The sequence below is a fragment of the Sanguibacter suaedae genome, from assembly GCF_016342785.1.
Taxonomy (GTDB): Bacteria; Actinomycetota; Actinomycetes; order Actinomycetales; family Cellulomonadaceae; genus Sanguibacter; species Sanguibacter suaedae.
In genome coordinates this window covers 1-13997 of record NZ_JAEINH010000005.1, presented here as the reverse complement: position 1 = coordinate 13997, position 13997 = coordinate 1, and the positions used below count along the sequence as shown (strand labels likewise).

The window sequence follows — 13997 nt, the reverse complement described above, 5'->3', positions numbered from 1 at the left end:
CTACGGGTCCGTCCGTCTGCCGCGGGCCCTCACGCAGACGCACGACGGGCCCGGTGCATGACGCACCGGGCCCGTCGTGGAAGCAGCGTCCCAGCCGCTCTGCTCTGCTCAGCGTCAGCGCTGGGCGTCGGCGTCCCCGCGGATGAAGGCCTCGAGCTGCTCGCGGCCCGCGGTGTCCTCCATCTGCACCGGCGGCGACTTCATGAAGTACGTCGACGCGGAGAGGATGGGTCCACCGATGCCGCGGTCCTTCGCGATCTTCGCGGCGCGCACGGCGTCGATGATGATCCCGGCGGAGTTGGGGGAGTCCCACACCTCGAGCTTGTACTCGAGGTTCAGGGGCACCTCGCCGAACGCGCGGCCCTCGAGGCGCACGTACGCCCACTTGCGGTCGTCGAGCCACGCCACGTAGTCCGACGGGCCGATGTGCACGTTCCGGTCGTCCTTCTTGCCGCTGAGCGAGCCGGTGAGGTTCGACGTGACGGCCTGCGTCTTGGAGACCTTCTTGGACTCCAGACGCTCGCGCTCGAGCATGTTCTTGAAGTCCATGTTGCCGCCGACGTTCAGCTGGTACGTGCGGTCCAGCGCGACGCCGCGGTCCTCGAAGAGCTTCGCGAGGACACGGTGCGTGATGGTGGCACCGACCTGCGACTTGATGTCGTCGCCGACGATGGGCACGCCCGCCGCCTCGAACTTCGCGGCCCACTCGGGGTCGGAGGCGATGAACACGGGCAGGGCGTTGACGAACGCGACGCCGGCGTCGATCGCGGCCTGCGCGTAGAACTTCGCGGCCACCTCGGAGCCCACGGGGAGGTAGCACACGAGGACGTCGGCCTGGACGTCCTTGAGGGTCTGGACGATGTCCACGGGGTCCGCGTCGGACTCCTCGATGGTCTCGGAGTAGTACTTGCCGAGGCCGTCGTGGGTGTGGCCGCGCTGGACGGTCACACCGGTCGGGGGCACGTCCGCGATCTTGATGGTGTTGTTCTCCGAGGCGAGGATGGCCTCCGAGAGGTCGAAGCCGACCTTCTTCGCGTCGACGTCGAACGCCGCGACGAACTCCAGGTCGGAGATGTGGTAGTCGCCGAACTGCACGTGCATGAGTCCGGGCACGGTGTCGTTCTTGTCGGCGTTCCGGTAGAACTCGACGCCCTGGATAAGCGACGTGGCGCAGTTGCCCACGCCAACGATGGCGACGCGGATGGCAGTCATCCTCGCTCCTTGCTGTCTGTGCCGCGGCCATCGCCGTCGACAGTGTGTGTGTTGCCGGTGTCGTGCTGTCCTGCTGGGTGTGCGTCCGCCGTCAGGCTGGCGCCCGGGGTCGCCCCCGTGGTCCGGGCACGACGACGGTCGCGCTCGGTGTTGATGAGGCCGTCGAGCCATCGAACCTCACGTTCGACCTGCTCGAGACCATGTCTCTGGAGCTCGAGGGTGTACTCGTCGAGCCGCTCGCGGGTGCGCGTGGACGACTCCTTGACGGCCTCGAGCCGCTCGTTGAGACGGCTGCGCCGCCCCTCGAGGATCCGGATGCGCGTCTCCGCGTCGGTCTGCCCGAAGAAGGCGAACCGGACGTCGAAGCTCTCGTCCTCCCACGACGCCGGGCCGGACGACGCGAGCACTTCCTGGAGGTGCTCCTTGCCCTCGGCCGTGAGCGTGTAGACGATCCGGGCCCGCTTGCCCGACAGGGCGTGCGGGGGTGCCTCGACCGATGCTGCCCCCACGATGAAGCCTCGTGCGACGAGGGTCTTCAGGCACGGGTACAGCGATCCGTAGGAGAGCGCCCGGAACGACCCGAGCACGAGGTTGAGCCGTTTGCGCAGCTCGTAGCCGTGGAGCTCGGAGTCGCTGAGGAGGCCGAGGATCGCGGTCTCGAGGACCGTCGACTTCCCGCGCATGGCTCTCCTCGGTGTGCTGGGTGGGGTGGTGGCCGTCCGTACCGACCGTCGTATCGACCGTGCGATGTATCGGGCCGATACATCGACAGGCTAGGCCTTCACCCGGTCGATCGCAAGGATGGACCCGCCGGAGGGTTGTGAAGGAGGCGCGGATCTCGTGGAGAGGGTTGTCCCCGGAGGGGCACCGGGATGGGGGATCGGCGCGACGTACCCCTAGAGTTCACCCTGGGTATCTGGGTCCGTCCCAGGAATCCGTCCGGCCGAGCGCCCGCCCCCCGCAGCGCCGCCGACGTCTTGTCGTCCGTAGGAAGGGTCACCGTGCCGACCTCGAGCAACCGTCCGATCCGCCCCACCGGGCGGACCGCTGGCCGAGCAGTCCCCGCACGCACTCCCGCGCAAGGATCGTCCGCGCGTGGAACCACCGCGTCCGCGCGGACCACCACCGCGTCGCGCTCCGGCAGCGGCCGCAGCGCGCGGTCGGCTCGTGCCGGGAGCAAGAAGGGCTTCTTCAACTACCCGCGCGCCGGCAAGGGCAGGGTCCACCGCTGGATCCCGTCATGGCGGTTCGTCCTCGGGTCGATGCTCACCGGTATCGCGCTGGTCTGCGGGCTGGTCTTCGCGGCGTACGCGACCACGACGATCCCGTCGGCGCTCGACACCCCGCAGTCGCAGGCGAGCACGGTGTTCTACGCGGACGGCGCGACACCCATGGCGAAGTTCGCCCTCGAGAACCGAGTGATCCTCAAGTCGGAGCAGATCCCCGACCACGTGAAGCACGCCGTGGTCGCGGCGGAGGACCGGTCGTTCTACGAGAACGCGGGGATCGACCCGCAGGGCATGGCGCGGGCGTTCCTCGGGAACCTCAGGGGCGGGCGCACCACGGGTGGGTCGACCATCACCCAGCAGTACGCCGAGCGCTACTACATGGACACCACCAAGGACTACGTGGGGAAGTTCAAGGAGGCGCTCCTCGCGGTCAAGCTGGGGCAGTCGCAGGACAAGGACGAGATCCTCACCAACTACCTCAACACCATCTACTTCGGCCGAGGGGCCCACGGCATCGAGGTGGCGGCGCAGCTGTACTTCGGCAAGCCGGCCGTCGAGCTCACCGTCGCGGAGGCTGCCGTCATCGCGGGCGTGATCCCCTCGCCCACCAACTGGGACCCCCGGAACGACCGCGAGAAGTCCGAGCAGCGCTGGAACTACGTGCTCGACGGCATGGTCTCCGGAGGATGGCTCAGCCAGGCCGAGCGTGACGCCCAGGTGTATCCCGAGGCCCTCGCGTACGAGCAGAAGAACACGCTCGGCGGGCCCACCGGGTACCTCCTCGACATGGTCCAGGACGAGCTGGCAGCGAAAGCGGGCATCGACGAGGACCAGCTCATGACCCGCGGGCTGTCGATCGTCACGACCATCGACAAGCCCATCCAGGACGCCGCGGAGGCGACCGCGGCCGAGATGCCCGCGGACGCCCCGGCGAACCTCAAGACGGCGATCGTCACCATCGAGTCGTCGACCGGCGCCTACCTCGCCCTGTACGGCGGGAAGGACTTCACCGCTGACCAGCTCAACGCGGCCACCATGGAGACCGCGCAGGCGGGCTCGACGTTCAAGCCCTTCACGCTCCTCGCCGCGATCGAGTCGGGCAAGACGCTCTACGACACGTACGACGGCAACAGCCCACGGACCTTCAACGGGTACACGGTCGGGAACTTCGGCGGCTCGTCGTTCGGTCAGATGACTCTCGAGGCGGCGACCGCGAACTCCGTGAACACGGTGTACGTCGAGCTCAACCAGGAGATCGGACCGGAGAAGACCAACGAGGTCGCGGTCCGCGCCGGTGTCCCGTCGGACACCGACGGGATCGGCGAGAACGTGCTGTCCAACGTGCTCGGTACCGCCTTCGTCAATCCCGTGGACATGGCGAGCGCCTACGCGACCTTCGCCGCGCAGGGCACCTACATCGAGCCGCACATCCTCAAGTTCATCACCGAGCTCGACGGCAGCCCTGTGTACGAGGCCTCGACGTCGGGCACCTCGGTGTTCGACCCGGCGGACATCGCCGAGCTCACGTACGCCCTCGAGGGCGTCGTGAAGAACGGGTCCGGCGACAAGGCGCTGTCCCTCGGAGTCCCGGTCGCGGGGAAGACCGGGACGTCGCAGGAGAACAAGTCCGCGTGGTTCGTCGGCTACACGCCGCAGTTCTCCACGGCGGTCTCGCTGTACCAGACCGGTGAGGGCGGCGCCAAGGAATCGATCGCGCCGTTCGGCGGGTACAAGCAGATCACCGGCAGCTCGGTACCCCTCGACCTGTGGACGTCGTACATGGGAAAGATGCTCACCAACCGCCCGGTCGTGGACTTCCCCGAGCGCACCAAGCCGCGCCCGACGCCCACGGCGACGTTCGAGCCGACCGAGGAACCGACGGAGGAACCCGAGACGGAGGAGCCCGTCGAGGTCGAGCAGGTCGCGGTGCCCGGCGGCCTCTCCGGGCGGCAGGAGGGCAACGTCACGGCGGCCCTCTCCGCGGCCGGCCTCAACCCGTCGATCTCGCGGGTGAACGACCCCAACGTCCCCTCCGGTCGGGTCATCAGCGTCAGTCCCGGCGAGGGAACCATGGTGCCGCCCGGATCCACCGTGATCGTCACCGTCTCCCAGGGGCCCGCGCAGCCACCGCCCCCGGTGGAGGAGCCGGAGCCGGAGCCGGAGCCGGAGCCCGAACAGCCCCCGCAGCCGGAGCCCTCGCAGGCACCGACCACGACGCCACCCACCCAGGGACAGAACAACAACAACAACCAGAACAACAACAGCAACAGCGGCGGCTGACCACCGTCCCTCTCGTCGGGCGCACGGACGGGCCCCGCACCACCGATTTCCTCGCGGTGGTGCGGGGCCCGTATGCTGTGTCATTGCCTGTGCTCTCGTCCCGCCGCCTATCGGTGCGGACCGGCACCCGGCACGTACGCACAACCCTCCTGTCACGGAGAGACCGTGACCGCTGAGTCCGTAGGAGGTGGGTTACACACATGCGTCAGTACGAATTGATGATCATCCTCGACCCCGAGATCGAGGAGCGCACCGTCGCCCCGTCGCTCGACAAGTACCTGTCGGTCGTCACGACCGAGGGTGGCACCGTCGACAAGGTCGACATCTGGGGACGCCGTCGCCTCGCGTTCGAGATCCAGAAGAAGTCCGAGGGCATCTACGCGGTGGTGGACTTCACGGCCACGCCCGCGACCGCCAAGGAGCTGGACCGTCAGCTCGGCCTCAACGAGGTCGTCCTGCGCACCAAGATCCTGCGCGCGGACGTCTGAGCACACGCTCTCACCCGCACGCCTCGTACGAACCCGCACACGAACCTTCAAGGAGAGATCGCATGGCAGGTGACACCGTCATCACGGTGATCGGGAACCTCACGGGGGACCCGGAGCTCCGCTTCACCCCGTCAGGGGCAGCCGTCGCGAACTTCACCGTGGCCTCCACGCCGCGGACGTTCGACCGCCAGAGCAACGAGTGGAAGGACGGCGACACGCTGTTCATGCGCTGCTCGATCTGGCGTGAGGCAGCCGAGAACGTGGCCGAGACCCTCACCAAGGGAACTCGTGTCATCGCCTCCGGCCGCCTCGTGCAGCGCTCGTACGAGACCCGTGAGGGCGAGAAGCGCACCGTCGTCGAGCTCCAGGTCGAGGAGATCGGTCCTTCCCTGAAGTACGCCTCCGCGAAGGTCACCCGGGCCCAGCGCTCGGGCGGCGGCGGAGGCGGGGGCGGGTTCGGCGCCAGTTCAGGGGGCCAGCAGTCGGAGGACCCGTGGGCGACCGCAGGTCCGGCGTCCTCGTCGGGCGGCAGCTCGTTCGCGGACGAGCCTCCGTTCTGACCCCCACCACGTAGATGCTTCGCTCACCGGCACGGCCCTCGGGCCTGCCGCCGGGGAGCACCCTTGTGTAAGGAGAAGTCGCAATGGCCAAGCCCGTTGTGCGTAAGCCCAAGAAGAAGTCCAACCCGCTGAAGTCGGCCAAGATCGAGACGGTCGACTACAAGGACACCGCCCTGCTCCGGAAGTTCATCTCGGACCGTGGGAAGATCCGCGCCCGTCGCGTCACCGGTGTCACCGTCCAGGAGCAGCGTCAGATCGCGAAGGCCGTGAAGAACGCCCGCGAGATGGCCCTGCTTCCCTACTCGTCCTCGGCACGCTGAGAAGGAGGCTGAACTCATGGCAAAGCTCATCCTGACCCACGAGGTCACCGGTCTCGGTGAACCTGGGGACGTCGTCGATGTGAAGGACGGGTACGCCCGGAACTTCCTCATCCCGCGCAGCCTGGCCACCCCGTGGTCCAAGGGTGCCGAGTCGCAGGTGTCCGCCATCCGCAAGGCCCGCAAGGCCCGCGAGATCGCGACCCTCGACGAGGCCAAGGCCACGCGTGACTCGCTGCAGTCGAAGGCCGTCACCGTGAAGGCGAAGGCCGGCAACGGCGGTCGTCTCTTCGGTGCCGTCACCACCGGTGAGATCGCTGCTGCGGTCGCCGAGGTCGGCAGCGTCACGGTCGACAAGCGCAAGATCGAGATCGCCCAGCCCATCAAGGCTGTCGGCGAGTACACGGTCTCCGTGCGTCTCCACGCCGAGGTCTCGGCGAAGATCACGGTGAACGTCGTCACCGCCTGACCTCACGGTCTGCACGACGGCCGAGGGCCCGGCACCACCCCACGGGGAGGTGCCGGGCCCTCGGTGCGTCCGGGGTCGTCAGGCGCCCGCGACCATCCACGCCTCACCGCGGGCGCGCAGCCCCGTGACCACCGCGCGGGCGAGCATGAACACCCCGGCGAACGCGACCCACAACCACAGGAGGCCGACCGGTCCCTCGGGCGCCCACGCGTGGACGGCGAGGGCGACGGGCACGTACGCGGCGAGCGTCGCGAGGCCAGCCCACGCGAGATAGGGGCCGTCGCTCGCGCCGATGAGGACACCGTCGAGGACGAACACCCACCCGGCGACGGGCATGAGCAGGCCAGCGACGGCCATCCCGACGGCGACGGCGACGCGGACGTCGGGGTCGCTGGTGAACAGGAGCGCGAACCACCAGCCGCCCGCGGCGATGACGACGCCGAGGAGCGCACCCGCCCCGACGCCCCACTGCAGCGTCCTGCGCAGGACGGCGCGTGTGGTCACGACGTCGCCGGAGCCGAGGCGGTGCCCGACGAGGGCCTGGGCGGCGATGGCGAGGGCGTCGAGGGCGAAGGCCGCGAGGTTCCACACGCTGTTCACCACCTGGTGCCCGGCGAGGGCGGTAGCGCCGAGGCCGGTGGCGACGAAGACGGTGAGGAGGATGGCGAGGCGCAGGGACACGGTGCGGACGAGCAGGGGGAGGCCGCTGCGGGCGCTCGCCCAGATGCCGCCCGACGCGGGCCGCAGCCGCGCCCCCGCCCGGCGGGCGCCCCGCACGACGACGACGGTGAGGACCACACCCATCGCGACCTGCGCGATGGCGGTGCCGAGCCCGGACCCCGCGATCCCCATCCCCGCGCCGTAGACGAGCCCCACGCTCAGGGCGGCGTTGGCGACGGCGCCGCCGGACGCGACCCACAACGGTGTGCGGGTGTCCTGGAGGCCGCGGAGCACCCCGGTGGAGGCGAGAACGAGGAGCATGCCGGGGAGGCCGGGCGCCGACCACCGGAGATAGGTGGTGGCGTGGGTGGCGACGTCGCCGGTGGCGCCCATGAGCCCGACGGCGGTGGGTGCGACGAGCCACAGGGTGGCGCCGAGGGCGAGGCCGAGGAGGCCGGCGAGCCACATGCCGTCGATGCCGGACTGCAGCGCTTCGGCCTCCTTGCCGGCGCCGAGGCGGCGGGCGACGGACGCGGTGGTGGCGTACGCGAGGAACACGCACAGCCCGACGAGGGTGAGCAGGAGCGTGGACGCGAGGGACAGCCCGGCGAGCTCGGGGGTGCCCAGGTGGCCGACGACGGCGGAGTCGACGAGGACGAAGACGGGTTCGGCGACGAGCGCCCCGAGTGCGGGGACGGCGAGGGCGAGGATGGTGCGGTCGAGGCTCCGGGAGGGCTGGTCCACCCAGTGATCCTCTCAGATCCCGAGGGGTGGATGGGTGGAGGGGCGAGATTCCGGGTGGTCGCGAGATCGTTGCAATCCGGGGGTTGCGGGCGTGGAACTCGTCACTGTCAACATGTTCTGCACAGTTGTCCACACCGCTTTCCACACTGTGGATGAGGTGTGACCAGCCGGGCGCCAAGTTGTCCCCAGGGGTGGGGAAAAGCCTGTGGATAACCGCCGTGGGGGCGTTTGGATCGGCGCCGTCGCTGCCGTAGCGTGCGCACGGAGCACACGGTCTTGTCAGGGGCGCGGTGTAGTTCTGGACGCACGGACCACGAGGCAGGGCGGGGCACATGTCGATCGACGAGCTCGAGTCGGGGTACGGGTCGTCGGCACCCTCGAGCCCCGCGTTCGACCGGACGCCCCCGCAGGACATCGCGGCGGAGCAGAGCGTCCTGGGCGGCATGCTCATCTCGAAGGACGCCATCGCGGACGTCATCGAGCAGCTCAAAGGCACGGACTTCTACCGCCCGGCGCACGAGCTCGTGTACGACGTGATCCTCGACCTGTACGGCCGCGGCGAGCCCGCCGACGCCATCACGGTGGTCGCGGAGCTCACCAAGCGCGGCGAGATGGGCCGCGTCGGCGGGGCGCCGTACATCCACGACCTCATCTCCATGGTGCCGACGGCCGCGAACGCCGGGTACTACGCGCGCATCGTCCGGGAGCGCGCGGTGCTGCGCCGCCTGGTGCAGGCGGGGACGCGCATCGTGCAGCTCGGGTACGCGACGGACGGTGGTGACGTCGACGACCTGGTGAACAACGCCCAGGCCGAGGTGTACGCCGTCACGGAGACCCGCACCAGCGAGGACTACGCCGTCCTCGGTGACGTCATCGGGGGAGCGGTCGACGAGATCGAGGCCGCCGGCCACCGCGGCGAGGGCATGGTGGGTGTCCCCACGGGATTCGCGGACCTCGACCGGCTCACCAACGGCCTCCACCCGGGGCAGATGATCGTCTTAGCAGCCAGGCCGGCCATCGGGAAGGCGCTGGCCCTCGACACGCCGCTGGCGACCCCGACCGGGTGGACGACCATGGGCGCCGTCCAGGTGGGCGACGAGCTGGTCTCCGCGGACGGGACCCCCACGCGCGTGGTCGCGGCCACGGAGGTCATGACCGACCGCCCCTGCTACGAGGTGGAGTTCGACGACGGCACCGTGATCGTCGCGGACGCCGAGCACCAGTGGGTCACGCGGGACCGTGCGTCTCGCCGCAAGGCCGACGGCCCGTCGGCGATCAGGACGACCGAGGAGATCGCGGCCACGCTGCGGTGCGCAACAGCCGACCGACGTGCGAACCACTCGGTGCGCAACTCACTTCCGCTGGACCTCCCCGAGGCCGACCTTCCGCTCCACCCCTATGCGCTGGGCGTCTGGCTCGGGGACGGCCACTCCGCGTCCGCGCGATTCACCTCCGCGGACCCTGAGATCGCCATGCGCATCGAGGGTTTCGGCCTGGTCGCCCAGGAAAGGGCCGGGCGGGACGAGATCCTCCGGACCCTGGGGATCATGAACGCGAAGCGCATCCCCGCGACGTACCTGCGCGCCAGCGAGGCACAGCGCAGGGAGCTCCTCGCAGGGCTCCTCGACACCGACGGCACCGTGAACCCCACGGGCAGCCCGCAGATCACCCTGACGGACGCGGCGCTCGCCGGTGACGTCCGTGAGCTCGTGCACAGCCTCGGGTACCGGACCGGGTGGTCCACGCGATCTGTGCGCGGGCGGTCTGTCGCGAGCTCGACGGCTCACACGATCACGTTCACCACGGACGACGAGGTGTTCGCCCTCGAGCGGAAGCGGTTGGTCCACAAGGAGCGTCGTCGGAAGTCGACCGCTCGGTTGACCAACCGGTTCATCGTGGACGTGCGGCCCATCGCTTCCGTCCCTGTTCGTTGTGTCGAGGTAGACCACCCGGACCACATGTATCTCGCCGGCGATGCGATGGTGCCGACGCACAACTCGACGCTCGGGATCGACATCGTGAGGTCCGCGTCGATCAAGCACAACATGACGTCGGTGGTGTTCTCGCTCGAGATGAGCCGGAACGAGATCACCATGCGTCTGCTGGCGGCGGAGGCGCGGATCCACCTGCAGAAGATGCGCAACGGGTCCATGGGCGAGGACGACTGGCAGAAGCTCGCCGGGACGATGGGCAAGATCTCCGAGGCGCCCCTGTTCATCGACGACTCCCCGAACATGTCGCTCATGGAGATCCGCGCCAAGTGCCGGCGCCTCAAGCAGCGGCACGACCTCAAGCTCGTGGTCATCGACTACCTGCAGCTCATGACGTCCGGGAAGCGCGTGGAGTCCCGCCAGCAGGAGGTCTCCGAGTTCTCCCGTGCGCTCAAGCTCCTCGCCAAGGAGCTCGAGGTCCCCGTCATCGCGATCTCGCAGCTCAACCGTGGCCCCGAGCAGCGCACCGACAAGCGACCCGCGATGTCTGATTTGCGCGAGTCTGGGTCAATTGAGCAGGATGCGGACATGGTCATCCTCCTCCACCGCGAGGACGCCTACGAGAAGGAGTCCCCCCGCGCGGGGGAGGCCGACCTCATCGTCGCCAAGCACCGAAACGGCCCCACCGATACCATCACCGTCGCGTTCCAGGGGCACTACTCGCGGTTCGTCGACATGCAGGCGTAGTCCACGCCTGTTGGGGCGTGGACGTGCAATCTAGGTTGCGCATTCCTCCGCCTGGCCGATACGAGCTCGTAGACGTTGCCATCGGGTCCGACGAAGTGCTGCTACCCCCCGCTCGGACTGGGCCTAGGGCGCCGACCAGATCGTCGCGAACGTCAGCGGGGGGACTCGCGGCGTCAGGAGGCGGAGCGGTCATCGACACGATGAGGGCTCGGATCCTACGATCATGGCCATGGCCAGGCAGAACGTGTACGACGACGAGGTCTTCTTCTCCGGCTACCAGCAGTTGCGCGCTACGCAGTCCGGCTTGAACGAAGCCTTGGAGCAGCCGGCGCTTCGCGCTCTGCTGCCTGACGTCGAGGGCGCGGACGTCGTGGACCTCGGCTGTGGTGATGGTTCACTAGCCCGCGATCTCGCCGAGGCAGGCGCAGCCAGCGTGCTCGGAGTTGACCCCTCCATGCGCATGCTGGCGCTGGCGCGGGCACGCACCGAGGACGCTCGAATCCGCTACGAGCAGCTGTTCGCCGAAGACCTGTGCCTGCCCCATGCCTCGGTAGACCTGGTGGTCAGCAGCCTCGCGCTTCACTACATCCAGGACCTGGCAGGGCTGCTGGTGCGCATCGCGTCATGGTTGCGCCCGGGAGGGCGTTTGGTGGCCTCGATGGAGCATCCAGTCGTCACCGCCGCCCCCGCGCGCAGCAACGAAGGCGGATGGGTGCTGGCGAACTACGCGGAGGAGGGCGTGCGGCACACCCACTGGTACACCGAAGACGTGATCAAGTACCACCGGACGACTAGCACCGTGGTGAGTGAGCTCCTGCAAGCCGGATTGGTGCTGACCGCGCTGGATGAGCCGTCGCCATCTCCTGCGGCAGTGCAGAAGCGTGCTGATCTGCAGGTACACCGCCACCGGCCGGCCCTGCTGCTGCTGCGCGCGCAACGTCCCTGAGGTCGGCCTCTTCCGGGCTACCACCTTTCGAAGCGCCCGACCACAACCCGAGTCGGTCGACCCAGAAAAATCGTTCTCGGACGCCATGTCGAGAGCGCGGCATCCACCTACGTCGTCTATCAGCGGGCGGAGACGGTGCGACGTACTTTGCACGACGGCGCGACACACAGGGCCGGCATGGCGCGTCTCACACGCCGGGGCCGCCGTCCACGACGAACGGGACTCGACCATCCGTGTGACCGACCCGCGCCGACCACTGCGCGGGCGCGTCGAGCACAGGCTCGATGTCCGGCCACGGCAGCCGTGCGCTCACCGCGTCGCCGGGCCGCAGCGCGACGTCCCGCCCTGGCAGGACGTCGTCGAGGTGCGCCGCCACCGAGCCGCCGCTCTCGTGCGCGAGGCTGAATTCGTGCGGCACGACGCACGGCCCCAGGCCGATGTGCGTCAGCCACACCCGGCCAGTGAGCTCCTCCGACTCCTGCGCGCCGCTCCCGGGCGCCTGCGGCCCGTCCACGGACGCGACCAGGTCCTCCGCGAGGCATGCGCCCGATGTGCCCGGCTCGAGCGGCGGCTCGTCCACACGCGGCGGGCCATACCCGAGCGGCTGCCACGGCCCGACGGTCATGGACGCGCCGTCGACCACGTCGAACGGCGCCTCGAAGCCCCGCGGTCCGGGAGCTGCGACGACGAGGGAGCCGTCCGCCATGCCGACGCCGATCGTCTGCGGGGTTGTAGTGTCCGCGGCTGTCCCGTAGCCACGCCAGGCGAGCTGGGCCGACGCCGACGCGCGCGGCTCGAGGCGGACTTCCTCTGGTGCGTCGACCGCAGGCAGGAGTTCGGAGCCGTGGTCGATCACGAGGAGGAGCGGACCGTCCTGGTCGAGGGTGAGCGGCGGCGCGCCCGCGAGCGTGCACGCCCGGTCGGCGCGGTTCACCGCCCGTAGGCGGGCCCAGCCGTTGCCCCTGGCGCGGTCGACGACCTCGACGGCGATGTCCAGGTCCGCCGGTCCGCACGGCGGCGCGGCGCCATCCGAGACGGGCGGCGCCGGCAGCGCGGGTCCGGGGCCCGCAAGGCGCACCTCGGGGGCAGCTTGGGGTGCGCCGTCGTCACCATGCGCCGTGACGAGCAGGGCGACGCCGGCGACGAGCGCGGCGGCGACGGCGGTGAGGGTCATGGCTCTCGGCATGACCGCATGCTCGCACGCCGCGCGCTGCGGCCACCCGGATCGCATGCACGCCGCGACACGTCTGACTGCTCTATCGGGTCCGGCAACAAGTCCTCATACAGGTTCCGGACCAGGACTGCGTCAGACCGCGGTGGTCTGCTCCTTCTCGCGCAGCGCCCGGTCCACGGCCTCCTGCACACGCTGGTCCTCGGCCAGGCGGCGCTGCTTGCGGTTGCGGCGCACGACGAGCACCCGCGCCACGACGCCGCCGACGACCACGACGAGCAGGGCTAGCGCCGACCACGGGACGGCCCAGGTACCCGTGCTAGTCCGCACCGGCGCGATCCCCGGCGCCTCACCGGCCACCGCCGGCACGGTCGCGGTCACCTCGCTGGTGGCGGTGAGCCAGAAGGTCGGCAGGACGCTCGGCACCGACACGGACACCGGCCAGCTCTCGCCCGGCAGCAGCTCCGGCACGGCGCCGACGTCGGCAGCCTCGACGGGCAGGACCCCCCACGGCCCCGACAGGGTCACGTCCTGCCCGGCGGCCAGGCGGGTGTTGCCCGCGTTGCGCACCGTGAAGGTCACCAGCGCGGTGCCGCTGCCGAAGGGATTCAGCGTGCCGTCGTAGTCCACGGCCAGGTCCTCGACCGCCAGAGTCGGCACCAGGTCCCCCTGCACCCGGACGTGCAGCCGGACCCCCAGGCGGCGGTCCACGGTGATGCCGTCCTCGAGGGCAGGCTGGGACAGGGAGGTGAGTATGCCGCCGGCGTAGTCGCCCGGTGTGGCGTCGGCCGGGATGCTCAGGGTGAACGGGACCTCGACGGATGCTCCCGGCGCGATCTCCAGGGTGTCCTCGGCGATCGCCGCCCAGCTGCCCACCGCCACCGAGGGGGTGTCCTGGGTGACGAGGTCCAGCACCCCGCTGGCCGTGGTGAAGCCGTCGGCCGGGTAGACGGCCAGCTGCAGGGGCCCGGAGTGGTGGTTCGTCACGACGAGCGCATCGTCGACGACCTCGCCCGGGTCCAGGGTGTACGCGAAGTTGTCCCTGTCGGCACCGTTGTCGTTCGACGCCGTGCGCACCCCCCAGGTCACGTCGTTCTCGTTGGCGGCCGCGGGGCCGGGCACACCGAGGCAGGCGGCCGTGATGAGCGTCGCCACCACGGCGGAGAGAAACGCACGAGCAGGCGGGGTCTTGGGTCGTCGATCAGGCATCTTCGTCCTTCAAGGGGGGAGCGCGGACCGGGGG

12 protein-coding genes are annotated in these 13997 nt (G+C 69.8%); 7 read left to right on the top strand and 5 right to left on the bottom strand.

Translation table 11 applies throughout. The features are described 5' to 3' along the window. Positions 1-114: 114 nt before the first annotated feature. Positions 115-1212, bottom strand: a complete 1098-nt coding sequence (locus JAV76_RS07345; RefSeq protein WP_198733399.1) for an inositol-3-phosphate synthase — start codon at positions 1210-1212, stop codon at positions 115-117. Then, positions 1209-1895: a PadR family transcriptional regulator gene (locus JAV76_RS07340; RefSeq protein WP_198733398.1), complete on the bottom strand. Its 687-nt coding sequence runs from the start codon at positions 1893-1895 to the stop codon at positions 1209-1211. The genes JAV76_RS07345 and JAV76_RS07340 overlap by 4 nt, the downstream gene beginning before the upstream one ends. A gap of 318 nt (positions 1896-2213) precedes the next feature. Here JAV76_RS07340 and JAV76_RS07335 point away from each other — a divergent pair, with 318 nt between their 5' ends. From JAV76_RS07335 to rplI, 5 genes are all read left to right on the top strand, one after another. Further along, on the top strand, positions 2214-4721 hold the full coding sequence (locus JAV76_RS07335) for a transglycosylase domain-containing protein (RefSeq protein WP_198733397.1): 2508 nt from the start codon (positions 2214-2216) through the stop codon (positions 4719-4721). A gap of 200 nt (positions 4722-4921) precedes the next feature. Next, positions 4922-5209 carry a 30S ribosomal protein S6 gene (gene rpsF / locus JAV76_RS07330; protein ID WP_198733396.1) on the top strand — a complete coding sequence of 96 codons (288 nt, stop codon included), beginning with the start codon at positions 4922-4924 and terminating at the stop codon, positions 5207-5209. 62 nt (positions 5210-5271) lie between these two features. Next, complete coding sequence (locus JAV76_RS07325) at positions 5272-5769, top strand: single-stranded DNA-binding protein (protein WP_198733395.1); 498 nt, start codon at positions 5272-5274, stop codon at positions 5767-5769. Positions 5770-5852: 83 nt separating this feature from the next. Beyond that, complete coding sequence (gene rpsR, locus JAV76_RS07320) at positions 5853-6089, top strand: 30S ribosomal protein S18 (protein WP_198733394.1); 237 nt, start codon at positions 5853-5855, stop codon at positions 6087-6089. A 16-nt stretch (positions 6090-6105) separates the two neighbouring features. Further along, positions 6106-6555 (top strand): 50S ribosomal protein L9, encoded by a 450-nt coding sequence (gene rplI, locus JAV76_RS07315; RefSeq protein ID WP_198733393.1) that lies wholly within the window; start codon positions 6106-6108, stop codon positions 6553-6555. A gap of 78 nt (positions 6556-6633) precedes the next feature. Here the strand turns inward: rplI and JAV76_RS07310 are convergent, their stop codons facing one another. Further along, the gene (locus JAV76_RS07310; protein WP_198733392.1) at positions 6634-7959 is read right to left on the bottom strand and encodes an MATE family efflux transporter; all 1326 of its coding nucleotides are present in this window, start codon (positions 7957-7959) and stop codon (positions 6634-6636) included. Positions 7960-8291: 332 nt separating this feature from the next. On the opposite strand from JAV76_RS07310, the gene dnaB reads away from it, so the two are divergent. Together dnaB and JAV76_RS07300 are read left to right on the top strand one after the other, a co-directional pair. Continuing rightward, entirely contained in the window at positions 8292-10637 is a 2346-nt protein-coding gene (gene dnaB / locus JAV76_RS07305; protein ID WP_198733391.1) for a replicative DNA helicase, read from the top strand. A 229-nt stretch (positions 10638-10866) separates the two neighbouring features. Further along, positions 10867-11583: a class I SAM-dependent methyltransferase gene (locus tag JAV76_RS07300; protein ID WP_198733390.1), complete on the top strand. Its 717-nt coding sequence runs from the start codon at positions 10867-10869 to the stop codon at positions 11581-11583. Between the two features lie 187 nt (positions 11584-11770). Here the strand turns inward: JAV76_RS07300 and JAV76_RS07295 are convergent, their stop codons facing one another. Further along, positions 11771-12769 carry a DUF4232 domain-containing protein gene (locus JAV76_RS07295; protein WP_198733389.1) on the bottom strand — a complete coding sequence of 333 codons (999 nt, stop codon included), beginning with the start codon at positions 12767-12769 and terminating at the stop codon, positions 11771-11773. A 120-nt stretch (positions 12770-12889) separates the two neighbouring features. After that, positions 12890-13963, bottom strand: a complete 1074-nt coding sequence (locus tag JAV76_RS07290; protein ID WP_198733388.1) for a COG1361 family protein — start codon at positions 13961-13963, stop codon at positions 12890-12892. Between the last annotated feature and the right edge of the window lie 34 nt (positions 13964-13997).

What these genes read in the sequence shown, in the direction of transcription:
- rpsF (WP_198733396.1), top strand. Translation starts at nt 4,922, where the DNA reads ATGCGTCAGTACGAATTGATGATCATCCTCGACCCCGAGATCGAGGAG.
- JAV76_RS07345 (WP_198733399.1), bottom strand. Translation starts at nt 1,212, where the DNA reads ATGACTGCCATCCGCGTCGCCATCGTTGGCGTGGGCAACTGCGCCACG.
- JAV76_RS07290 (WP_198733388.1), bottom strand. Translation starts at nt 13,963, where the DNA reads ATGCCTGATCGACGACCCAAGACCCCGCCTGCTCGTGCGTTTCTCTCC.
- JAV76_RS07340 (WP_198733398.1), bottom strand. Translation starts at nt 1,895, where the DNA reads ATGCGCGGGAAGTCGACGGTCCTCGAGACCGCGATCCTCGGCCTCCTC.
- JAV76_RS07300 (WP_198733390.1), top strand. Translation starts at nt 10,867, where the DNA reads ATGGCCAGGCAGAACGTGTACGACGACGAGGTCTTCTTCTCCGGCTAC.
- dnaB (WP_198733391.1), top strand. Translation starts at nt 8,292, where the DNA reads ATGTCGATCGACGAGCTCGAGTCGGGGTACGGGTCGTCGGCACCCTCG.
- rplI (WP_198733393.1), top strand. Translation starts at nt 6,106, where the DNA reads ATGGCAAAGCTCATCCTGACCCACGAGGTCACCGGTCTCGGTGAACCT.
- rpsR (WP_198733394.1), top strand. Translation starts at nt 5,853, where the DNA reads ATGGCCAAGCCCGTTGTGCGTAAGCCCAAGAAGAAGTCCAACCCGCTG.
- JAV76_RS07295 (WP_198733389.1), bottom strand. Translation starts at nt 12,769, where the DNA reads ATGCCGAGAGCCATGACCCTCACCGCCGTCGCCGCCGCGCTCGTCGCC.
- JAV76_RS07325 (WP_198733395.1), top strand. Translation starts at nt 5,272, where the DNA reads ATGGCAGGTGACACCGTCATCACGGTGATCGGGAACCTCACGGGGGAC.